Here is a 21,239-nt window from a genome sequence, read left to right as displayed (position 1 = left end):
CCCCTGTCCCACGGCGCCGGCAGTATGGCCGGAAGCCGCTTAGGTTGTCCGCGCCGGTTCGCGTAAACCAATTTTACCGGCGACCGTTCAGTTAATAAGCACCTGTAAACCTCTTTTACCGAAAACTCCCCACGGTCATCCGTTAGAATAGCGTTTTATTCCGCTGGGACTTACCGCCGTGCCGCTGCTTATCATTACCACCATTTTATGGGCATTCTCGTTTAGCCTGATCGGCGAATATCTGGCCGGCCAGGTCGATAGCTGGTTCTCGGTGCTGGTGCGGCTCACCCTGGCGGCGCTGGTCTTTTTGCCGTTCCTGCGCTGGCGGGGATACCGGGCGAAGCCGTTGTTATTATATATGGCGGTGGGGGCTTGCCAGCTGGGCATCATGTATATGATCAGCTATCGGGCGTATCTCTATTTATCGGTACCGGAATTTTTGCTGTTTACCGTGATGACGCCGCTGTACGTCACGCTGGTCTACGATGTATTGCGGCGCCGGCGGCTGCGCTGGGGTTATGTGCTGAGCGCGCTGCTGGCGGTGGCCGGCGCGGCGATCATCCGCTACGACGGCGTCAGCGAACATTTCTGGCACGGCCTGCTGTTGGTGCAGGCGGCCAATCTGGTCTTCGCGCTGGGCCAGGTGGGCTATAAGCGGTTGATGGAAGTGTATCCCATGCCGCAGCATACGGCCTTCTCCTGGTTTTACCTCGGGTCCTTTATCGTGGCGCTGATAGGCTGGGGATTGTTTGGCAACGCGCAGCAATTGCCTACCACTTCGCTGCAATGGGGGGTATTGGTCTGGCTGGGTCTCGGCGCGTCCGCGCTGGGATATTTTATGTGGAACTACGGCGCTACCCAGGTGGATGCCGGCACGCTTGGGATTATGAATAATTTCCATGTTCCCGCGGGGTTATTGGTCAATTTCGCCATTTGGCAGCAACGCCCGCACTGGCCGAGCTTTATTATCGGCGCGCTGGTGATCACGGCTTCGCTGTGGGTGCACCGGCGGTGGATCGTTGCGCGTCCCGCACATACGGCAAATGCGCGCACGCGTGTTGACGGGACGAACGAATAAAGGCTTCAATCACCGGCTGGCGCTGCTCCCCGTCCCTGGAAGCGGCATACAGCCGGCTCCATAGCCCGCTGCCCAGCGTTTTGGTCACGATCAGCCCTTGGCGCTCAAAACTTTCCACTACCCAATGGGGCAACGCCGCGATGCCCATGCGGGCCGAGACCATCTGGATCAGCAGCAGGGTATTGTCCACGCTTTTCAGCACCGGGCTGACGCCGGCCGGTTGCAGGAAATGCCGCCAGATATCCATGCGCTGGCGCTGCACCGGATAAATCATCAGCACTTCCTCGCTTAAATCTTCGGGCGCGATTTCTTCTTTGCCCGCCAGCGGGTGATCCGGCGCCAGCACCAGGCGCACCTCGTAATCAAACATCGGCGTATAGAACAACCCGCTGCGCGGCAAAATATCCGAGGTCAGCACCAGATCCAGTTCGCCTTGTTGCAGGGCCGGCTGCGGGTCGAAGGTTACCCCCGAGCGAAAATCCACCATCACCTGCGGCCACAGTTCGCGAAATTCGGTGAGCGCCGGCGTCAGCCACTGAATGCAGCTATGGCACTCAATGGCCAGCCGCAGCGTGGTCTGCTGTGGTTCCAGGCAGTTTTGCAGCGCCTGTTGCACCTGCGGCAGGATTTGCTCGGCCAGCTGCAATAAAATTTCCCCTTGGGGCGTAAAGCGCAGCGGCTGGCTTTTGCGCACAAACAGCCGAAAGCCCAGCCGCTGCTCCAGATCGCTGAACTGATGCGACAGCGCGGACTGCGTCTGGTGCAGTTGGGCCGATGCGGCCGCCAGCGAACCGCTGTTGCGCAGGGCCTGCAGGGTCCGCAGATGTTTGAGTTCGATCATGAGGGTCTTTCACCTGGATGTGAATAATTTGCGCTTGTGGATAATACAGTACATGGTGATTATGGATGTGTAAACATCTGGACGTCCAAATGAGGGAAGGTTATGGCAATACAAAGTCACACACTGGGTTTTCCGCGGGTCGGGCTGCATCGTGAGCTGAAAAAAGCGCAGGAAAGCTATTGGGCAGGAAAATCCTCGCGGCAGGCGTTATTGGCGGTGGGCCGCGAATTACGCGCCCGCCACTGGCAACAGCAAAAAGATGCTGGCGTAGACGTGCTGCCGGTGGGCGATTTTGCCTGGTACGATCATGTCCTGACCACCAGCATGATGCTGGATAACATTCCGGCGCGCCATCGTCTCGGCGACCAGCCCGCCGATCTCGATACCCTGTTTCGCATCGGCCGCGGCCGGGCGCCGAGCGGTGAACCCGCCGCCGCCGCCGAAATGACCAAATGGTTTAATACCAACTATCATTATATGGTCCCTGAATTTACCCAGGGGCAGACTTTCCGCCTGGGCTGGACCCAGTTACTCGACGAGGTCGACGAGGCCCTGGCGCTGGGCCATAACGTCAAACCGGTTATTTTAGGGCCGCTGACTTACCTGTGGCTCGGCAAAGTCAAAGGCGAAGCTTTTGACCGGCTTTCGCTGCTGCCCGCCCTGCTGCCGGTATATCGGCAGATCCTGGCCGAGTTGGCGCGGCGCGGCGTCGAATGGGTACAAATCGACGAACCGGCGCTGGTATTGGAGCTACCGCGGGCCTGGCTGGATGCATACCAAACCGCTTATCAGGCGCTGAACGGGCCGGTGAAATTATTGCTCACCACCTATTTTGACAGCATCGGCCATCATCTGGAGGCGATTCGCGCGCTGCCGGTACAAGGCTTGCATGTGGATCTGGTGGCGGGTAAAGATGATGTCGCCGACCTGCACCGGCAACTGCCGGCGGACTGGCTGCTGTCCCTTGGCGTGATTAACGGCCGCAATGTCTGGCGTGCCGACCTCGGCGCCGCTTTTGAACGCATCAAACCCCTGGCGGGCCAGCGGCCGTTATGGATAGCGACCTCCTGTTCCCTGCTGCACAGCCCCATTGATTTAAGTACCGAAACCCGCCTGGATGATGAAGCCAAAGGCTGGTTCGCCTTTGCGCTGCAAAAATGCGCCGAACTGGGACTGCTGCGCGCCGCGCTGGACAATCCTGATGCGGCCCAAGTGCAGCGGTTGGCCGATTACAGCGCGCCGATCCTTGCTCGCCGCCATTCCAGCCGGGTTAACAATCCGCAGGTTAACGCGCGCCTGGCGAAAATCACCGCCCAGGACAGCCAGCGCCGCCAGCCTTATGCGCAGCGCGCCGCCATCCAGGCCCAGCGTTTCAACTTGCCGGCCTGGCCGACCACCACCATAGGTTCATTCCCGCAAACTACGGAAATCCGCAGCCTGCGCCTGGACTTCAAGCAAGGCAGACTGGATACCCCCCATTACCGCACTAGTATCGGCGAGCATATCAAGCAGGCCATTGCCGAGCAGGAACGGCTGGATCTGGATGTGCTGGTGCACGGTGAAGCCGAACGTAACGATATGGTGGAGTACTTCGGCGAAAACCTGGATGGGTTCGTCTTTACGCAAAACGGCTGGGTGCAAAGCTATGGTTCGCGCTGCGTCAAACCGCCGATCATTATCGGCGATATCAGCCGTCCGGAAGCTATTACCGTTGAATGGGCGAAATTCGCCCAATCCCTGACCGACAAACCGGTAAAAGGCATGCTGACCGGTCCGGTGACCATTTTATGCTGGTCGTTCCCGCGCGAAGACGTCAGCCGCAAAACCATTGCCCGGCAGATCGCCCTGGCGCTGCGTGACGAAGTCGCCGACCTGGAGCAGGCGGGTATCGGGATTATCCAAATTGACGAACCGGCATTAAGGGAAGGATTGCCGCTGCGCCAGTCCGAATGGCCGGCCTATCTGGAGTGGGCGGTTGAAGCCTTCCGGCTGAATGCCGCGGTGGCCCGGGACGATACCCAAATCCATACCCACATGTGTTATTGCGAATTCAACGACATTATGGATTCCATAGCGGCGCTGGATGCGGACGTAATCACTATCGAAACATCCCGTTCGGATATGGAATTGCTGGAGACATTCAAGCAATTCGATTATCCCAACGGCATGGGGCCAGGGGTTTATGACATCCATTCCCCTAACGTGCCAAGCGAAGAGTGGATTGTGGCGTTGCTGCGCAAGGCCGCTGAAAGTATTCCGGTGGAACGCCTGTGGGTGAATCCGGATTGCGGCCTTAAAACCCGCGGCTGGCCCGAAACCCGCCAATCCCTGGCGAATATGGTCAACGCGGCGAAACGGCTGCGCGCGGAAGCCCGGTAAAACGCGCAGCCCTTACTTCACGCCATATTTATCAAACCATGCCAGCATGCGCTGCCAGCCATCGACGGCCGACGCGGCATGGTAGCTGGGGCGATAATCGGCATTAAACGCATGGCCGGCGTCCGGATAGACAATAATATCCGCGTCGGCCTTGGCCGTGCCTAACGCCTGGCGCATGGCATCGATATGTTCCGCGGTAATCCCGGTATCCTGGGCGCCGTACAAACCTAATACCGGAGCGGCAAGCGCCGCCGTGACATCCACCGGATGCTTGGGGTTTAGCAGCGTCTTGTCCCCCACCAGTTTGCCATACCACGCCACCGCCGCCTTAAGCTGCGGATTATGCGCCGCATATAACCAGGCGATACGTCCTCCCCAGCAAAATCCCGTCAACCCCAGACGCCGGCTGTCGCCGCCATGTCGCGCCGCCCAGTGCGCGGTATGATCCAGATCCGCCAATACCTGTGAATCAGGCACTTTGCTCACCAGCTGACTAAATAATGTCGGGATATCATCGTACCGGGTCGGATCTCCCTGGCGGAAATACAGCTCGGGAGCAATGGCCAAATACCCCTGTTTCGCCAGACGGCGGCACAGATCGCGAATATGCTCGTGCACGCCAAAAATCTCCTGAATCACCAATATTATCGGCAAATGGTCGCTTTGCGCGGCTGGCCGTGCAAGATAAGCCGGCATCTGCTCGCCCTGGGTGGGGATGGTGGTTTGTCCCGCGACCAGGCCGCTATCATCGGTCCGGATAGCGGTAGGGGACGGCGTACCGGCCGCCGCGGCAAAACCGGTAGGATTTTTTGGCAAAGCAATCGAGTCGTCAGCGTTCATAGGGTTACCTTTTTTCTCATGAAAAACACCGCAGCTATGAGTATAAGACACGGCGGATAACGCGCTATGTCCTTTACCGGCGGTATCGGCAGGATAAAGGCAAGCGGGCGGCAATAAAAAATGCGATAAATATCCCGCTCAATCCTAAAAGGGCTTTTTTTAAAAGTATTCAATATACAAGTTGGTTACTGTAAAGATAAATAAAAAGCCTGTCAGGCTAGCGGGAAAAATACCTTATCGGTAATCTTAAATAGGATTGAATCACTATGAATGATGTTCTCACTCTATCTGGCCAAACTACTCGCCCATGGCCGACGGATAGCGTCGTTTATGCGGCCGGGAGGCCTGGCGTAATGAGTCATTTTGCGTCAGGATTGCAATCGGTTAAAAATAAATCGAAGATGTGCTCCCAGCTATTTTTATCGCTGGCGAAAGTGGCGGCTGCGGGGGAAGAATTATGTATGAGGACGGGATTTATTAAATTTATTCCTTTATTGAAGTCGGTCAGAAATATTGCCGGTGTAGCCGCGCGCATCGGTTTTTTTCTGGTTGATATTCCGGATAAAGGGATTTCATCAGCCTATTCAAGATGGCAGTGCGGCGCTAATTTGCGCGGCCGTCCCCAGCCGCGGCTGGCTAATCTGCTATATGAGATTAATGCCAGCCATATACCGGAGTACATCCGGGCGGTGACGGACCCGCAAAAACCAGGGGCCACGGTCAGCCTGATAGCGCAGGTCGCCATCGACATTTGTGACATCAGCGGAACTCGAAACCAGAAAATCCCGCAGTTTTTCAAAGGAGTAAAAACGACCGCCGATATGTTTACCGCATTTAAGGGCAGTATCAACAGCCTATTAAATCACATCAAAGTCTCCTATCGCGCCCTGGGCAGGCAGCTGGCTGAGGCTACCGCCGCGGCGCGCACGCTATTTGCCGATAAAATAGCTCTGCCGCTTAAACCGTTATTCAGCAAACTGGCCGCATTGTTTAACCTCTTGCCCACGAGGCATTAGTGCCCCGAATGCAGCGTCAGCATGCTGAAAGCGCCTGCCACGGGAAAGGATATGGCTTTCCTGTGGTGCGATTATGTATCTAAGCTAATGAAAATAAATAGAAAGATAATTATGGGTTATTTTCGCATTAATGATTTTCATTAATGATTAGGTACGCATTAAATATGCGAACAACTGTAATTTCTTTTTTTTATAGTTAGTAAACTATTAATAGGAAACATTAATAGCTATGTTGAAACTGTAACGCATAACATTTTTCATGAGACGTATGATACGGGAGAAATACCATGAATATACCAGCCAGTAATTTCATGTCCGCCAGAATAATAGGCCAGAAGGTAAATGAAGTAAAATATGAATCGGGCAATAACAAGTTATCCGCCAATTTCAGCACGGTGAAAAATAGCCCGGAGTCGGGTTCGTCGGCCACCCCGTCGGTCTTCGGCGCGGTTGCCGGGGCGGCGGCGAAAATAGTCGACATCGCAGGACCCGGTAAACTCGTGGTCGGCCTGAAAGCGGTGGGCAATACCCTGGGATATGTGTTGGGCATCGGCGGCAAGATAACCAATGTGGGGGCGGTGCTTACCTTGGGCGTCCAAATTGCGCAGCACGGGATAGCCACGCTGGTTTCCGAAGTCCTGTGGCTGTTAAAAGATCAGGGCTTGCCGATACTGGATACCTGGTTAAGGAAAATTATTGATGATGGAGGGAACATGACGCCGGTGGAGGTCTTGAGAAGCTTGATCGAGACAGTGCGGGATAATGAAAAGATAAAGCATTTATTTCATGATTTATCCGCCTCTTAGCGTTAACCGCTGATTGTGAACTCTCGCCGGGACAATGGTAGGTGAAAAAGAGATAATAGAGAATTATATGCGTACTAACATCTTCTTTTTAGAGGTATCTGCCATGTCCACATCCGATGTTTTTCACCTTGGCCTGACCCATTCCGATTTACAGGGCGCCACGCTGGCTATTGTTCCCGGGGACCCGCAGCGGGTAGAGAAAATAGCCCGCCTGATGGAAAAACCGGTACATCTGGCCACGCACCGTGAATTTACTACCTGGCGCGCCGAACTGGCCGGGAAAGCCGTTATCGTCTGCTCAACCGGCATTGGCGGTCCGTCTACTTCGATCGCCGTGGAAGAACTGGCGCAGTTGGGGATACGCACCTTTTTGCGGGTGGGCACCACCGGCGCGATTCAACCCCATATCAATGTCGGCGATGTGTTAGTGACCACCGCCGCGGTTCGCCTGGACGGCGCCAGCCTGCATTTCGCGCCGCTGGAATATCCGGCGGTGGCGGATTTCGCCTGTACCACCGCGCTGGTGGCTGCGGCCGATAAAGCCGGCGCCAGGGTCCACGTCGGTATTACCGCATCGTCGGATACCTTTTATCCGGGGCAGGAGCGCTATGACACTTACTCTGGACGCGTGGTTAAACGGTTTAAAGGCTCCATGCAGGAATGGCAGGAACTGGGCGTCATGAATTATGAAATGGAATCCGCTACTTTGCTGACCATGTGCGCCACCCAGGGACTGCGGGCGGGCATGGTGGCGGGGGTAATCGTCAATCGCACCCAACAGGAAATCCCCAGCGCTGCAACCATGCAACAAACTGAAAGCGTCGCGGTGGCCCTGGCGGTGGCAGCCGCCCGCCAACTGTTGGCATGACGCGCGCCGGCTGCCGCCAAGGCCCAATCGCCGGATAAGCGCGCCTGCCGCTGGAAAATTGCGCCTGCGGCCGGGAAAATGTCCCGGTCGTTGGGTTTTGGTTTAATCTGCAAAATCAGTTAAATGGCATCATAGTCCGCATCCTTCCCTTTACCGGCTTGGTTCGGTAGCCCTCAGCATTACGTCAAGGGAGATGCCTTGTCATTAGATGAAATCATTGTCCATACCACTGAATTTGTTCGTCTGCATCAAATCTGGGCGATGCCCCTGGTCTTTGCCCTCGCCTTTGGCGAGTCGCTGGCTTTCCTCTCCCTGTTATTGCCCGCCACCGTTATCCTGCTGGCCCTGGGCGCATTAATCGGCGAGACCGGTATCGCCTTCTGGCCTATTTATGCATCGGCGGTGGCCGGCGGTTTTTTTGGCGACTGGCTTTCCTATTGGGTGGGACATCACTATCAACAGCGCCTGGTGCATATCTGGCCGTTCACCAAGCACCCTAACATGCTGATCAGCGGCCATGCGTTTTTCGACCGCTGGGGGATCGCCGGTGCGTTTTTCGGCCGTTTTTTCGGACCGTTGCGCGCCGTAGTACCCCTGGTAGCCGGGATCTGCGGCATGCCTGCGCTTTATTTCCAACTGGCAAATTTGGGATCGGCGGCGGTCTGGGCCTTTGGCCTGCTGGCCCCCGGCGCATTTGGCATGCAATGGATCGCCCGCCTTATCGGCTGATAAAACGCGCTGGACATCTATACAGTTCCCCCTTACCGTGGCTATCAGAATTGTATTGGGCGGAGGTAATATGGATTTCAGCCTGTTTTACGCGGTCGGCGGGGCCGCCATAGGCGCGTTGCTTGGCCTGCTCATCGCCGGCGTCAGGCACCAGAAGCAGCAAGGGCACAACCAGGCCGAGCTGCGTTTACAGGCCCAGGCATTGGCATCGGCGCAACAAGAACTGGAGCGTACGCAAACGGCTTACCGCCAATGCGAGCAGCAGCTCCGGGCCGGTGAACGGGAAATGCGCGAGCTCTATGCCCGCCTGGCCACCGCCGAAGAGCGGCTCACGCCGCTGGCGCATTGGCGCGATGAATGCGAGCAGTTGAACCAGGAACTGCGGGCGCAGCGCGAGGTCAACAGCGCGCAGGAAGCGGAACTGCGCGAGGTGACCATTCGCCTGGAGGAAACCCGCCTGGGCGCTGAGGAAAAACAGCGCCTGCTGGTCAATAGCGAGCAGCGGCTGATCGCCCAGTTTGAAAATCTGGCCAACCGGATTTTCGAGCAAAGCGGGCGCAAAGTGGACGAACTGAACCGGCAGAGCCTGGATCTGCTGCTGGCGCCGCTGCGCGAGCAGTTGGACGGTTTTCGCCGCCAGGTTCAGGACAGTTTTGGCCAGGAAGCGCGCGAGCGGCACACGCTGACCCATGAAATCCGCAATCTTCAGCAGCTCAATGCAGAGATGGCACGCGAGGCGGTTAACCTGACCCGTGCGCTGAAAGGCGATAATAAGACCCAGGGCAACTGGGGCGAGGTGGTCCTGAGCCGGGTGCTTGAGGCGTCCGGCCTGCGGGAAGGGCATGAGTACCAGACCCAGGTGAATATCCAGGTCGATGCCGGCCATCGCATGCAGCCAGACGTGATCGTGCGTTTGCCCCAAGGTAAAGATGTGGTCATCGATGCCAAAATGTCGCTGGTGGCCTACGAACGTTTTTTCAACAGCGAGGATGACGGCGAGCGGCAATCGGCGCTGCTGGAGCATATCAATTCGCTGCGCGGACATATGCGATTGCTGGGCAGAAAAGATTACCAACAATTACCCGGTTTACGCTCGCTGGATTATGTGTTGATGTTTATCCCCATTGAACCGGCCTTTATGCTGGCAATCGATCGGCAGCCTGAGCTGATCGGCGAAGCGCTGAAGCTCAATATCATGCTGGTCAGCCCGACCACCTTGCTGGTGGCGCTACGCACCATCAACAACCTGTGGCGCTACGAGCATCAGAGCCGCAATGCCGAGCATATCGCCGACCGGGCGGCGCGGTTGTACGACAAGATGCGCCTGTTTGTCGACGATATGACGGCCATCGGCCAGAGCCTTGATAAAGCCCAAGCCGGTTACCGGCTGGCCATGAATAAATTGGCCGAGGGCCGGGGCAATATCATCAGCCAGGCGGAAGGGTTCCGGGCGCTGGGCGTGGAAATCAAACGTCCCATCAATCCCACCCTGGCGGGGCAGGCACGCGATCTCCCCTATACCGATCGGCCCGGCCGGGACCAGGACGCCGATGAGTCCGCTTTCCCGGCCACCGGGCACGATGCGGAGCAGGGCGCGGATGAATACCCGCTGTCGGTTGACGACGACGCCCTGCTGGGGGACACTTCGCAACGGGCGCCGGAAGGATATCCGCTGCGGTGAGCTTGGCCCGAAGTGGGGCTTTCAGCGCGCTTCTGTTACACTTCTCTGATAACTGATAAAGCAGGGCAAAAAAACATGGCAGATGAAGACAAGCGTGAAACGACCCATTTTGGCTTTCGCACCGTGGCTAAAGACGAGAAAGCGGTCATGGTGGCGGATGTCTTTCATTCCGTCGCGGCAAAATACGATCTCATGAATGACCTGATGTCGTTTGGCATCCATCGTCTCTGGAAACGTTTTGCCATTCATTGCAGCGGCGTGCGCCGCGGCCAGAAAGTGCTGGATTTGGCCGGCGGCACCGGCGACCTGACCGCGAAATTCTCCCGCATGGTGGGCGAAGAAGGCGAGGTGGTGCTGGCCGATATCAATGATTCGATGTTAAAGGTCGGGCGCGAAAAACTGCGCAATAAAGGCATTATCGGCAATGTGCGGTATGTACAGGCCAACGCCGAAGCGCTGCCGTTCCCGGACGATACCTTTGATTGCATCACTATCTCGTTCGGCTTGCGCAACGTCACAGAAAAAGAGCAGGCGCTGCGTTCCATGTACCGCGTCTTGAAACCGGGCGGCCGTCTGCTGATTCTGGAATTTTCCACCCCGTTGTTCAAGCCGTTGAACAAAGCCTACGATCTCTATTCCTTCCACGTTCTGCCGCGCATCGGCGAGATGGTGGCGCGCGATGCGGGCAGTTATCGCTATCTGGCCGAATCCATCCGCATGCATCCTGACCAGGAAACCCTTAAAGCCATGATGCTGGATGCCGGTTTTGATACCGCCGAGTACTTTAATATGACCGGAGGTATCGTTGCCCTGCATCGCGGATACAAGTTCTGATCGGGAAATGACATGTTGATGTTATTGGTTACCGCCGCGCTGGAAACGGCGCTCAACCGCTTGCTTTATCAGGACCGGTCGATGAAACCGGCGCGCCAGCGGCTTAAGGGCAAAATTCTGCGCGTGGAACTGGCGGAGCTGGATAGCCCGGCGATCCTGATATTCGGCGACGCGCAGATCGATGTGCTCACCGCATGGGATGGCCCGGCGGATTGTACGCTGAAAACCCATTTTTCGGCGTTGCCGGCGCTGCGCCGGCGCCAGCAGCTTGCGGCATTAATCAAGCGGGGCGATTTGGACGTCGAAGGGGATTTGCAGGTGGTGCAGCAGTTTGCCGCCCTGCTCGATATGGCGGAGGTTGACCCGGCGGAAATTCTGGCGCCCTACCTGGGCGATATCGTCGCCGAAGGCGTGACGCAAAAATTGCATGCTCATGTTCAGGGACTGCAACGCGGCCTGCGTGAGCATCAAACCCGTCTGGGCCAGGTGGTGAGCGAAGAGTGGCGTTTGTCACCTTCGGCCCTTGAACTGGCCTGGTTTAGTGAAGAAGTGGACGCGATAGACCGGGCCGGAACAACCCTGGCGGCTCGCCTGGATAACTTGGAGCAGAGCCGATGATTGTGGGAGAGATAGGCCGCCTCTATAGCATTTTGCGGGTATTACTGAGCTACGGCCTGGATGAGCTGATCCCCAAGATCCGCTTGACCCTGCCGCTGCGCCTCGGGCGCAAGCTCTTTTTCTGGATGCCCAACCAGCATATGGACGAAGATTTGGGCGTCAGGCTGCGCCTGGCGCTGCAGGATCTGGGACCGGTATGGATTAAGTTCGGCCAGATGTTATCCACCCGGCGCGACCTGTTCCCCCCGGTCATTGCCGACCAATTGGCGATGTTGCAGGATCGGGTCAGGCCCTTTGACGGCGCCCTGGCGCGCCAGCATATCGAAAAAGCCATGGGCCAGCCCCTGGAAGCCTGGTTCGATGATTTCGACCAGGTGGCGCTGGCATCCGCGTCCATCGCCCAGGTCCATACCGCCCGGCTGAAAGAGAACGGTAAAGAGGTGGTGATCAAAGTGATCCGCCCGGACATCATGCCGTTGATTAAAGCCGATATGCGGTTAATGTACCGCCTGGCCAGCTGGCTGCCGCGCCTGCTCCCGGATGGCCGCCGTTTGCGTCCGGTGGAAGTGGTGCTCGAATATGAAAAAACCCTGCTCGATGAACTGAACCTGCTGCGGGAAGCGGCGAATTGCATTCAGCTGCGGCGTAATTTCGATAACAGCCCGATGCTTTATATTCCCGAGGTTTATCCCGATTACTGTAGCGAAACCATGATGGTCATGGAGCGGATCTATGGTGTGCCGGTTTCCGACGTGGCGGCGTTGGAAAAACAGGGCACCAATATGAAATTATTAGCGGAACGCGGCGTCCAGCTCTTCTTTACCCAGGTGTTTCGTGATAGTTTTTTTCATGCGGACATGCATCCGGGGAATATCTTCGTCAGTTTTGAGCACCCTGAGAATCCGCAATATATCGGTATTGACTGCGGCATCGTCGGATCGCTGAATAAAGAAGATAAACGCTACCTGGCCGAGAATTTCATCGCCTTTTTCAATCGCGATTATCGTAAAGTGGCGGAGCTGCATGTGGATTCGGGTTGGGTGCCCCCCGATACCAACGTGGAGGACTTTGAGTTTGCCATACGCACTGTATGTGAACCTATTTTCGAGAAGCCCCTGGCGGATATCTCCTTTGGCCACGTATTGTTAAACCTGTTCAATACCGCCCGGCGCTTTAATATGGAAGTACAGCCGCAACTGGTATTGCTGCAAAAAACGCTGTTGTATATCGAAGGGATTGGCCGGCAGCTCTACCCGCAGCTGGATCTCTGGAAGACGGCTAAACCTTTCCTGGAAACCTGGATTAAAGATCAGGTAGGCATCCCGGCCATTTTGCGGGCCCTCAAGGAAAAAGCCCCATTCTGGGCTGAGAAACTTCCCGAGCTGCCCGAACTGATTTATGACAATTTCAAGAATCATAAATCACTGCAAAAGAGCGTGGACAAGCTTACCGTTGAGCTAAAGGTCCAGCATGTGCGGCAAGGGCAGGCGCGGTTTTTGTTTGGTATCGGCGCAACCCTGTTGCTCTGCGGTACATTTTTATTATCATTGGGGAACGAGGTGTCATCATTCCCCGCCTGGTTAATGGCTGCCGGCATTGTAAGCTGGATCGTTGGCTGGAAACGCACTGCGTAATTATTGCGCGTCCGGCATAGCGCCGGTAACGCGAATTAACCCCTAAATAGAGGTGAAATCATGGGCGGCATCAGTATCTGGCAATTATTAATCATCGCAGTCATCGTGGTATTACTGTTCGGCACTAATAAGCTGCGCGGCATGGGTTCGGATTTGGGCGCGTCCATCAAGGGCTTTAAAAAAGCCATGAACGATGATGATAAACCCACCACGCCGCCGGCGGAAAAAAGCGGGCAGGACGCGGACTTCACAGTTAAGCCCCAGCCTCTGGCCGAGAAACCGCAGCAGCCTCCTCAGCCTCAACCTCAATCCCAGCCGGAAGAGCCGATAAATAAAGACGACAAGCAGGTATAAGCCGTGTTCGACATTGGATTTGGTGAGCTGGCGCTGGTGTTTGTCATCGGCCTGGTGGTTCTTGGCCCAGAGCGTTTACCGGTGGCGGTAAGAACCGTGGTCGGCTGGATTAAGGCGCTGCGCGCGCTGGCGTCAACGGTGCAAAATGAACTGAGCCAGGAGCTAAAACTCCAGGAGCTGCAAGACAGCTTGAAAAAGGTGGAGCAGGCCAGCAAGGATAATCTGTCGCCGGAGCTCAAAGCCTCGATGGAGGAGCTGCGCGAAGCGGCGGATTCCATGAAAAAAAGTTTCAATAGCAAAATGGTTCCCGATGAGCAGCCCCATGAAACGATCCATAATCCGCTGATTACCGATCCCGAGGCCTTCCATGACGGCGTAACGCCGGCGGACGGCGCCAGCCAGGCTGAAGCGCCGCCCATGGCGCCGCAGCCGGTAGCCGCCGCCGATGTCCCGCAGGAATCCCATGTACCACAGGAACCACCGGCTCCCCAGGAACCACCAGTGACTACCAGGCCGGCGCCGGAGCAAACCGCGGCGACTCCTCCCCCTACTTTACATAATGATCGCTAAAACATGGCCGTTGAAGATACCCAACCGCTTATCAGCCATTTGATTGAGCTGCGTAAGCGATTATTAAATTGCATTCTTAGTGTGTTGCTGGTGTTCCTGGCGCTGGTCTATTTCGCTAATGACATCTACCAGATTGTTTCGGCACCTTTGATTAAACATCTGCCGGCGGGTGCCAGTATGATCGCAACCGATGTGGCGTCGCCGTTTTTCACGCCCATCAAATTAACCATCATCGTTTCGGTGTTCGTGTCCGCGCCGTTGTTGCTCTACCAGATCTGGGCCTTTATCGCGCCGGCGCTGTATAAGCACGAGCGGCGGCTGATGATGCCGCTGCTGTTCTCCAGCACGCTGCTGTTTTATGCGGGCATGGCCTTTGCGTATTTTATCGTCTTTCCGCTGGCCTTTAGCTTCTTTGCCCAAACCGCGCCGCGCGGAGTGCTGATAGCCACCGACATCAACAATTACCTCGATTTCGTCATGGCGTTATTCATGGCGTTCGGGGTGTCGTTCCAGGTGCCGATAGCCATTGTGCTGTTGTGCTGGACCGGCGTGGTCACGCCCGAAGGTTTGAAGAAAAAACGGCCCTATGTGCTGGTCGGCGCTTTCGTGGTGGGTATGCTGCTTACCCCTCCCGATGTGTTTTCCCAGACATTACTGGCGATCCCCATGTACCTGCTGTTTGAAATCGGGCTGTTCTTCGCCCGGTTTTATGTGGGCAAGGGCCGCCGGGACCAGCAGGATAAGGAAGATACCGAAGATCCCAAAGGTATGGATTAAGCGCGCCGTCGTTGCCAGAACCGCCTTCAGGGCGGTTCTTCGTTTTGGTAACAAGACAATAATATAAACGCCGCCATATCAACGGACGGCGTTATCCAGGAGAAAGCACTATGAGCAATGTTTTTGGCATGTATCCCCATCGCCGCCTGCGCCGGGTTCGCCGTTATGATTTCAGCCGGCGGCTGGTGGCGGAAAACCGACTGACGGTCAATGACCTGATCTATCCCGTATTCGTAATGGAAGGCAAACAACAGCGGCTGGAAGTGCCGTCCATGCCCGGGGTCTATCGCATGACCCTCGATTTGCTGATTAAAGAAGCGGAGGCGGTAGCCACATTGGGCGTGCCGGTGCTGTCGCTGTTTCCGGTGATCGAAGCCCCGTATAAATCGCTGCTGGCGGAAGAGGCCTATAACCCGGAAGGCTTGATCCCCCGCACCATCCGCGCGCTAAAAGACGCTGTGCCGGAGCTGGGGTTACTCACCGACGTGGCCCTGGACCCTTACACCACCCACGGGCAGGACGGCATTATTGACGACCAGGGTTATGTCATTAATGAGGTGACCAAAGAAATACTGGTTCGCCAGGCGCTGTGTCATGCCGAAGCGGGCGCGGAAATTGTCGCTCCCAGCGATATGATGGACGGACGTATCGGCGCCATACGGCAAAAGTTTGAACAACAGGGGCTGGTCAATAATCAGATCATGGCTTATTCAGCCAAATATGCGTCCTGCTATTACGGCCCGTTCCGCGATGCGGTGGGCTCGACCGCCAATCTGAAAGGCGGCGATAAAAAAACCTACCAAATGGACCCGGCCAACAGCAATGAAGCGTTACAGGAAGTGGCGCAGGATTTACAAGAAGGCGCCGATATGGTGATGGTGAAGCCGGGAATGCCTTATCTGGATATGATTCACCGGGTTAAAGAGACTTTTGGCGTCCCGACCTTTGCTTACCAGGTCTCCGGTGAATATGCCATGCATATGGCGGCGATTCAAAACGGATGGTTGCAGGAAAAACCGGCCGTTATGGAATCGCTGCTGTGCTTTAAACGCGCCGGAGCGGACGGCATCTTGACCTACTTCTCCAAACGCGTGGCGCAATGGCTGCACGACGACCATATGCGGGGCTGCTAGCGGTTTGTACGGCGGCGGCCCGTCAAGCCGGCGCCGCCCGGCCCCTATTCCAAAAAAGGTTACTGCACCTTTTGGAATTGACGGTTGTTCAGGCTTTGGCAAACCTGTTTGTTGAGGAAATTAAGCAGCAGCATCGAGCGGGCTTCACCGTCGGGTTCGGTGTAAATCGCCTCAAGGCCCTCGAATACGCCGTCGGTAATGATGACCCGGTCGCCGACCTGCGGGGTTTGGGGATCGGTCACGCCTTCATAGACATGATCGCGCAGTTCTTCAATCACATCCGGCGCAATGGTGACCGGCAGATTGCCGAAACGAACGAAATGGCTCACGCCCCTGGTAGCGCTGATGGTGGTGGTATGGATGCGTTCCGGATCAAACTCGATAAACAGATAATTGGGAAACAGAGGTTCATTGATGGCGGTACGCTTGCCCCGGACAATTTTTTCCAGGGTCACCATCGGGCTCAGGCAGGCAACCGCCTGTCTTTCCAGATGATCTTTCGCGCGCATCATTTGACCGCGTTTACAATACAGTAAATACCATGCTTCCATAATCTAATATACCCATTTAACCGGTAACTCAGCATATCAAAAGCCTTGGGGGATAAATAGCGCCACCCGGATATTGTATAATTGTATAAGGGAAGCGCCGTAAAAAAAACGGTAAATTTGCCGGGAACTTTGACAAAAGGGCGGCATGGCTGATAAACAGCCTTTATAATGCATTGATAACCTGGCACCTGATGACGCTATGAAATATCGAGACTTGCGCGATTTCCTCTCCTTGCTGGAACAGCGAGGGGAATTAAAACGGATAACCCTGCCCATAGACCCCTATTTGGAAATGACGGAAATCGCCGATCGCACGCTGCGTGCCGGCGGCCCGGCGCTGCTATTCGAACATCCTAAAGGTTATGACATGCCGGTGCTGTGCAATTTGTTCGGTACCCCGGGACGGGTGGCCTTGGGCATGGGCCAGGAGAGCGTCTCGTCGCTGAGGGACGTGGGCAAGCTGCTGGCATTCCTGAAAGAGCCGGAGCCGCCAAAAGGGTTTCGCGATTTGCTCGATAAAGCGCCCAAATTCCGGCAAGTAATGAATATGCCCACCAAACGGCTGAGCTCCGCCCCGTGCCAGGAGCAGATTTGGCAGGGCAAAGACGTCGACCTGAGCCGGATACCCATCATGCACTGCTGGCCGGGCGACGTCGCGCCGCTCATTACCTGGGGCCTTACGGTTACCCGCGGTCCGCATAAAGAGCGCCAGAATCTGGGCATTTATCGCCAGCAGGTTTTGGGGAAAAATAAAGTCATCATGCGCTGGTTGTCCCACCGCGGCGGCGCGCTGGATTACCAGGAGTGGCAGCAGGCGAATCCGGGGGCGCGCTTCCCGGTGGCGGTGGCGCTCGGGGCCGATCCGGCGACCATCCTGGCCGCGGTCACGCCGGTGCCCGATAGTTTGTCCGAATATGCTTTCGCCGGGTTATTACGCGGTTATAAAACCGAGGTGGTAAAGTGCATTTCCTGCGATCTCGAGGTTCCCGCCAGCGCCGAAATCGTGCTGGAAGGTTATCTTGAGCCTGGTGAAACGGCCACCGAAGGGCCTTATGGCGATCATACCGGCTATTACAACGAGGTGGATGAATTCCCGGTATTTACCATAACGCATATTACCCAGCGCCGGGATGCCATCTATCACTCCACTTATACCGGCCGGCCGCCGGATGAACCCGCGGTCATGGGCGTGGCGCTTAACGAAGTGTTCGTGCCGATCCTGCAAAAGCAGTTCCCGGAAATCGTCGATTTTTATCTGCCTCCCGAAGGCTGCTCCTATCGGCTGGCGGTGGTGACCATCAAGAAGCAGTATCCGGGGCATGCCAAACGGGTCATGATGGGAGTATGGTCATTCTTGCGTCAATTCATGTATACCAAATTTGTCATCGTATGCGATGATGATATCAACGCGCGCGATTGGAAAGACGTCATTTGGGCTATCACTACCCGGATGGACCCTGTGCGCGATACGGTGCTAATGGAAAATACACCGATAGACTATCTGGATTTTGCCTCGCCGGTTTCCGGTTTGGGTTCCAAAATGGGAATGGACGCCACCAATAAATGGCCGGGAGAAACACAGCGCGAGTGGGGAACCCCCATTGAAATGGATGAAGGGGTGAGCGCGCGCGTTGATGCTATCTGGGACGATTTGGCCATATTCAAAGATAGCGGTAAAGGGCTGTGATATCCCTGGCTCTCTATTCCGTTTTGCTTAACAGCCCGACAGAGGGAATGCATGACAACATTGACCTGTAAGGTCACTTCCGTGGAAGCCATCACCGATACGGTATATCGGGTATGTTTGGTCCCGGAAGCGGCTTTTAGTTTTCGCGCCGGTCAGTATCTGATGGTAGTGATGGATGAACGCGATAAACGCCCCTTTTCCCTGGCATCGACCCCAAAGGAAAACACGATCATCGAGCTGCATATCGGGGCTTCCGAGCTTAATTTGTACGCGATGGCGGTCATGGACCGTATCTTGAAAGATCGTGAAATCACGGTTGATATCCCCCACGGCGAAGCCTGGCTGCGAGACGATACCGACCGGCCGATAGTGCTGATAGCCGGCGGCACCGGTTTTTCCTATGCGCGTTCCATTTTGCTGACCGTATTGGCGAATCAGCCGGAGCGGGACGTGGCCATTTATTGGGGCGGCAGGGAATTACAGCATTTATACGATTTGGGCGAGCTGGAAACCCTGACGCTACGGCATCCCCGTCTTAAGGTAGTGCCGGTGGTCGAACAACCGGACGATGTGTGGCAGGGCAGAACCGGCACGGTGCTCAGCGCGGTGCTGCAGGATTACGGCTCCTTGGAAAACTACGATATTTATATCGCCGGTCGCTTCGAAATGGCTAAAATCGCCCGCGAGCGTTTTTGCGCCGAGCGCGATGCCTTGCCGGATCGTATTTTCGGCGATGCGTTTGCCTTTATCTGACCCCGGGCGCAAGCGTCACCCCGCCTAAAGCGGGGCCATGCCCGGCCTTTATTCATCGCTGTTTACGCTGTTCCCGTCCGGGCGCTATGCTAAGATGGCGACAATTCAGCGGTATAATAAGGTCAGATCATGGAATCTTTTTCTACTCTTTATCAGGATCATCTCGCGACATTGCAACTGCGCGCGCGCGAGGTGCTCGCCCGGCAAAAACTGGATGCTTTGCTGATTCACTCCGGCGAACCCATTACGGCGTTCCTGGATGATTGTGATTACCCTTTTAAAGTTAATCCCCAGTTCAAAGCCTGGCTGCCGGTAACCAACGTGCCCCACTGCTGGTTATGGGTTGACGGCATCAACAAACCCAAACTCTGGTTTTACGCGCCGGTGGATTACTGGTATAGCGTGGAGCCGCTGCCGGAAAGTTTTTGGACCCCCTATATCGACATCATCCCCATTAGCCAACCTGACCAGATCGGCCCATTATTGCCGGCGGCGCGCGATCGGGTGGCATATCTGGGGTCCGGCGCGGCGCGGGCGAAAAGCCTTGGCCTGGCGGCGGAACGGATCAATCCCCAACCGGTGCTGGACTTTTTGCATTACCATCGCGCTTATAAAACCGATTATGAACTGGCGTGCATGCGGGAAGCGCAAAAATCCGCGGTTACGGGCCATCGGGCCGCGCAAGAAGCTTTCCGCTCCGGTATGAGCGAGTTCGATATCAACCTTGCCTACCTGTCCGCTACCGGCCATCGCGACTTTGACGTGCCATACGGCAATATCATCGCCCTCAATGAGCATGCGTCGGTATTACACTATACCAAACTCGATCATCTTGCTCCCGAGGAAGCGCGCAGCTTTTTGATCGATGCCGGTACCGAATACAATGGCTACGCGGCGGACCTTACCCGTACCTATGCGGCGCATAAAGACGCCGAATTCGCCGAATTGGTTGCCGATATGAACGCTGAACAGCAGGCCCTGATCGGCACCATCGAAACCGGCGTTAATTATATTGAGTACCATATCCAGATGCACCGGCGCATCGCCAAGCTGTTGAACAAATACGGCATCGTGTCCGGCATCACTGAAGAAGCCATGGTGGCCGAAAATATTACCGGCCCGTTCCTGCCCCATGGCCTGGGGCATCCGCTTGGGCTCCAGGTACATGATGCCGGCGGCTTTTTGCAGGACGATAAAGGCACCCGCCTGGCGGCTCCCGCACTTTACCCTTACCTGCGCTGTACCCGTGTCATGCAGCCGCGCATGGTAATGACCATCGAGCCAGGGCTCTACTTTATCGAGTCGCTGCTGGCCCCATGGCGCGAGCACGCCCTTGGCCGGCACTTCAACTGGCAGCGCATCGAGATGTTCAAACCCTATGGCGGTATTCGTATCGAAGATAACATCGTTATCAAAGATAAGCAGATCGAAAATATGACACGCGATCTGAAACTGGCATAATGCAAGCCTATTTTGTGCCCGCGGCGCCGGTCACGGCGTCGCTGGAGATCAAAAAAAGCCGCTTTATTACCCTATTGGCCCACACGCGGGGAATGGACGCGGCCAAGGCGTTTGTCCAGCAAAGCCGCGAGCGGCATCCCGCGGCGGCGCACCATTGCTGGGCCTGCGTGGCCGGTTTTCCCCAGGACTCTCAACAGCTTGGCTGCTCCGATGACGGGGAGCCCTCCGGCACCGCCGGCAAACCCATGCTGGCGCAATTAATGGGTTCGGGACTCGGCGAGGTTACCGCGGTGGTGGTGCGCTACTACGGCGGGATACAGCTCGGCACCGGCGGGCTGGTTAAAGCTTATGGCGGCGGGGTGCAACAGGCGCTAAAGCTGGCCGAGCGCGTGGAGAAAATCCCGCTGGTGCAATTTGTAGTGTTATGCGGTTATGAGCAACAGGCATGGGTTGAAACGGTGGTCAAACAGACCGAAGGCCGGATAGTGCAGGGCGATTATGGTGAATCCATTATACTCAAGGTGGTTATCCCGTTTGACCGGATCGCGCTGGCCGCCGAAAAGCTGCGCGCTCTCAGTCGCGGCGCATTGCAGTTAACGCCCGTTCCATAATTATCCCATCCCCGGCTA

General features: G+C 56.1%; 21 protein-coding genes. 18 read left to right on the top strand and 3 right to left on the bottom strand.

All coding sequences use genetic code 11. The annotated features are described in order from the left end of the window. Positions 1 to 178 precede the first annotated feature (178 nt). Complete coding sequence (locus tag ACL2XP_RS25360) at positions 179 to 1,078, top strand: carboxylate/amino acid/amine transporter (protein ID WP_413736194.1); 900 nt, start codon at positions 179 to 181, stop codon at positions 1,076 to 1,078. On the opposite strand, the gene metR is transcribed toward ACL2XP_RS25360, so the two are convergent. Next, positions 984 to 1,919 carry an HTH-type transcriptional regulator MetR gene (gene metR, locus ACL2XP_RS25355; RefSeq protein WP_413736193.1) on the bottom strand — a complete coding sequence of 312 codons (936 nt, stop codon included), beginning with the start codon at positions 1,917 to 1,919 and terminating at the stop codon, positions 984 to 986. The genes ACL2XP_RS25360 and metR overlap by 95 nt on opposite strands. Positions 1,920 to 2,021: 102 nt before the next feature. On the opposite strand from metR, the gene metE reads away from it, so the two are divergent. Then, positions 2,022 to 4,298 carry a 5-methyltetrahydropteroyltriglutamate--homocysteine S-methyltransferase gene (metE, locus tag ACL2XP_RS25350; protein WP_413736192.1) on the top strand — a complete coding sequence of 759 codons (2,277 nt, stop codon included), beginning with the start codon at positions 2,022 to 2,024 and terminating at the stop codon, positions 4,296 to 4,298. Between the two features lie 12 nt (positions 4,299 to 4,310). On the opposite strand, the gene ACL2XP_RS25345 is transcribed toward metE, so the two are convergent. After that, complete coding sequence (locus ACL2XP_RS25345) at positions 4,311 to 5,138, bottom strand: dienelactone hydrolase family protein (protein WP_413736191.1); 828 nt, start codon at positions 5,136 to 5,138, stop codon at positions 4,311 to 4,313. A 353-nt stretch (positions 5,139 to 5,491) separates the two neighbouring features. On the opposite strand from ACL2XP_RS25345, the gene ACL2XP_RS25340 reads away from it, so the two are divergent. The 12 genes from ACL2XP_RS25340 (at position 5,492) to hemB (ending at position 16,158) form a co-directional block, all read left to right on the top strand. Then, a complete protein-coding gene (locus ACL2XP_RS25340) occupies positions 5,492 to 6,154 on the top strand; it encodes a hypothetical protein (protein WP_413736190.1) in 663 nt (220 codons plus the stop codon). A gap of 287 nt (positions 6,155 to 6,441) precedes the next feature. Beyond that, entirely contained in the window at positions 6,442 to 6,960 is a 519-nt protein-coding gene (locus ACL2XP_RS25335) for a hypothetical protein (RefSeq protein ID WP_413736189.1), read from the top strand. Between the two features lie 103 nt (positions 6,961 to 7,063). Beyond that, positions 7,064 to 7,828, top strand: coding sequence for a uridine phosphorylase (gene udp / locus ACL2XP_RS25330; RefSeq protein ID WP_413736188.1), 765 nt, complete (start codon positions 7,064 to 7,066; stop codon positions 7,826 to 7,828). 198 nt (positions 7,829 to 8,026) lie between these two features. Then, positions 8,027 to 8,557 carry a DedA family protein gene (locus ACL2XP_RS25325; protein WP_413736187.1) on the top strand — a complete coding sequence of 177 codons (531 nt, stop codon included), beginning with the start codon at positions 8,027 to 8,029 and terminating at the stop codon, positions 8,555 to 8,557. Positions 8,558 to 8,627: 70 nt separating this feature from the next. Further along, positions 8,628 to 10,238 carry a DNA recombination protein RmuC gene (rmuC, locus tag ACL2XP_RS25320; RefSeq protein ID WP_413736186.1) on the top strand — a complete coding sequence of 537 codons (1,611 nt, stop codon included), beginning with the start codon at positions 8,628 to 8,630 and terminating at the stop codon, positions 10,236 to 10,238. Between the two features lie 75 nt (positions 10,239 to 10,313). Beyond that, entirely contained in the window at positions 10,314 to 11,072 is a 759-nt protein-coding gene (gene ubiE / locus ACL2XP_RS25315; RefSeq protein ID WP_413736185.1) for a bifunctional demethylmenaquinone methyltransferase/2-methoxy-6-polyprenyl-1,4-benzoquinol methylase UbiE, read from the top strand. A gap of 12 nt (positions 11,073 to 11,084) precedes the next feature. Further along, entirely contained in the window at positions 11,085 to 11,690 is a 606-nt protein-coding gene (gene ubiJ / locus ACL2XP_RS25310) for a ubiquinone biosynthesis protein UbiJ (RefSeq protein ID WP_413736184.1), read from the top strand. After that, positions 11,687 to 13,324, top strand: coding sequence for a ubiquinone biosynthesis regulatory protein kinase UbiB (gene ubiB / locus ACL2XP_RS25305; RefSeq protein ID WP_413736183.1), 1,638 nt, complete (start codon positions 11,687 to 11,689; stop codon positions 13,322 to 13,324). The genes ubiJ and ubiB overlap by 4 nt, the downstream gene beginning before the upstream one ends. 60 nt (positions 13,325 to 13,384) lie before the next feature. Beyond that, positions 13,385 to 13,678: a twin-arginine translocase TatA/TatE family subunit gene (gene tatA / locus ACL2XP_RS25300; RefSeq protein WP_413736182.1), complete on the top strand. Its 294-nt coding sequence runs from the start codon at positions 13,385 to 13,387 to the stop codon at positions 13,676 to 13,678. Positions 13,679 to 13,681: 3 nt separating this feature from the next. Then, positions 13,682 to 14,248 (top strand): Sec-independent protein translocase protein TatB, encoded by a 567-nt coding sequence (gene tatB, locus ACL2XP_RS25295; protein ID WP_413736181.1) that lies wholly within the window; start codon positions 13,682 to 13,684, stop codon positions 14,246 to 14,248. 3 nt (positions 14,249 to 14,251) lie between these two features. After that, positions 14,252 to 15,025, top strand: coding sequence for a Sec-independent protein translocase subunit TatC (tatC, locus tag ACL2XP_RS25290; RefSeq protein ID WP_413736180.1), 774 nt, complete (start codon positions 14,252 to 14,254; stop codon positions 15,023 to 15,025). Between the two features lie 110 nt (positions 15,026 to 15,135). Beyond that, positions 15,136 to 16,158, top strand: coding sequence for a porphobilinogen synthase (gene hemB / locus ACL2XP_RS25285; protein ID WP_413736179.1), 1,023 nt, complete (start codon positions 15,136 to 15,138; stop codon positions 16,156 to 16,158). 59 nt (positions 16,159 to 16,217) lie between these two features. On the opposite strand, the gene rfaH is transcribed toward hemB, so the two are convergent. Then, entirely contained in the window at positions 16,218 to 16,709 is a 492-nt protein-coding gene (rfaH, locus tag ACL2XP_RS25280; protein WP_413736178.1) for a transcription/translation regulatory transformer protein RfaH, read from the bottom strand. 199 nt (positions 16,710 to 16,908) lie between these two features. Between rfaH and ubiD the strand changes: the two genes are divergently transcribed. The 4 genes from ubiD to ACL2XP_RS25260 all read left to right on the top strand — a co-directional run bounded on the left by ubiD (position 16,909) and on the right by ACL2XP_RS25260 (position 21,221). Further along, entirely contained in the window at positions 16,909 to 18,396 is a 1,488-nt protein-coding gene (gene ubiD / locus ACL2XP_RS25275; RefSeq protein WP_413736177.1) for a 4-hydroxy-3-polyprenylbenzoate decarboxylase, read from the top strand. A gap of 51 nt (positions 18,397 to 18,447) precedes the next feature. Next, positions 18,448 to 19,149, top strand: a complete 702-nt coding sequence (fre, locus tag ACL2XP_RS25270) for an NAD(P)H-flavin reductase (RefSeq protein WP_413736176.1) — start codon at positions 18,448 to 18,450, stop codon at positions 19,147 to 19,149. Positions 19,150 to 19,278: 129 nt separating this feature from the next. Further along, on the top strand, positions 19,279 to 20,610 hold the full coding sequence (gene pepQ / locus ACL2XP_RS25265) for a Xaa-Pro dipeptidase (RefSeq protein ID WP_413736175.1): 1,332 nt from the start codon (positions 19,279 to 19,281) through the stop codon (positions 20,608 to 20,610). Beyond that, the gene (locus ACL2XP_RS25260; protein WP_413736174.1) at positions 20,610 to 21,221 is read left to right on the top strand and encodes an IMPACT family protein; all 612 of its coding nucleotides are present in this window, start codon (positions 20,610 to 20,612) and stop codon (positions 21,219 to 21,221) included. The genes pepQ and ACL2XP_RS25260 overlap by 1 nt, the downstream gene beginning before the upstream one ends. The last annotated feature ends 18 nt before the right edge of the window (positions 21,222 to 21,239 follow it).

It is taken from the genome of Sodalis sp. RH21 (genome assembly GCF_047324175.1).
In the GTDB taxonomy this organism is placed as follows: domain Bacteria; phylum Pseudomonadota; class Gammaproteobacteria; order Enterobacterales; family Enterobacteriaceae; genus Acerihabitans.
The sequence above is the reverse complement of the archived record's forward strand: the minus strand, read 5'-3'. Positions and strand labels throughout refer to the sequence as shown.

Excerpts from the sequence above, each read along its gene's own strand:
- rfaH (WP_413736178.1), bottom strand. The coding sequence starts at position 16,709 with ATGGAAGCATGGTATTTACTGTATTGTAAACGCGGTCAAATGATGCGC.
- ACL2XP_RS25335 (WP_413736189.1), top strand. The coding sequence starts at position 6,442 with ATGAATATACCAGCCAGTAATTTCATGTCCGCCAGAATAATAGGCCAG.
- ubiB (WP_413736183.1), top strand. The coding sequence starts at position 11,687 with ATGATTGTGGGAGAGATAGGCCGCCTCTATAGCATTTTGCGGGTATTA.
- hemB (WP_413736179.1), top strand. The coding sequence starts at position 15,136 with ATGAGCAATGTTTTTGGCATGTATCCCCATCGCCGCCTGCGCCGGGTT.
- ACL2XP_RS25345 (WP_413736191.1), bottom strand. The coding sequence starts at position 5,138 with ATGAACGCTGACGACTCGATTGCTTTGCCAAAAAATCCTACCGGTTTT.
- rmuC (WP_413736186.1), top strand. The coding sequence starts at position 8,628 with ATGGATTTCAGCCTGTTTTACGCGGTCGGCGGGGCCGCCATAGGCGCG.
- fre (WP_413736176.1), top strand. The coding sequence starts at position 18,448 with ATGACAACATTGACCTGTAAGGTCACTTCCGTGGAAGCCATCACCGAT.
- ACL2XP_RS25260 (WP_413736174.1), top strand. The coding sequence starts at position 20,610 with ATGCAAGCCTATTTTGTGCCCGCGGCGCCGGTCACGGCGTCGCTGGAG.
- tatA (WP_413736182.1), top strand. The coding sequence starts at position 13,385 with ATGGGCGGCATCAGTATCTGGCAATTATTAATCATCGCAGTCATCGTG.
- tatC (WP_413736180.1), top strand. The coding sequence starts at position 14,252 with ATGGCCGTTGAAGATACCCAACCGCTTATCAGCCATTTGATTGAGCTG.
- udp (WP_413736188.1), top strand. The coding sequence starts at position 7,064 with ATGTCCACATCCGATGTTTTTCACCTTGGCCTGACCCATTCCGATTTA.
- ACL2XP_RS25340 (WP_413736190.1), top strand. The coding sequence starts at position 5,492 with ATGAGTCATTTTGCGTCAGGATTGCAATCGGTTAAAAATAAATCGAAG.
- ubiJ (WP_413736184.1), top strand. The coding sequence starts at position 11,085 with ATGTTGATGTTATTGGTTACCGCCGCGCTGGAAACGGCGCTCAACCGC.
- ubiD (WP_413736177.1), top strand. The coding sequence starts at position 16,909 with ATGAAATATCGAGACTTGCGCGATTTCCTCTCCTTGCTGGAACAGCGA.
- metR (WP_413736193.1), bottom strand. The coding sequence starts at position 1,919 with ATGATCGAACTCAAACATCTGCGGACCCTGCAGGCCCTGCGCAACAGC.
- ubiE (WP_413736185.1), top strand. The coding sequence starts at position 10,314 with ATGGCAGATGAAGACAAGCGTGAAACGACCCATTTTGGCTTTCGCACC.
- pepQ (WP_413736175.1), top strand. The coding sequence starts at position 19,279 with ATGGAATCTTTTTCTACTCTTTATCAGGATCATCTCGCGACATTGCAA.
- metE (WP_413736192.1), top strand. The coding sequence starts at position 2,022 with ATGGCAATACAAAGTCACACACTGGGTTTTCCGCGGGTCGGGCTGCAT.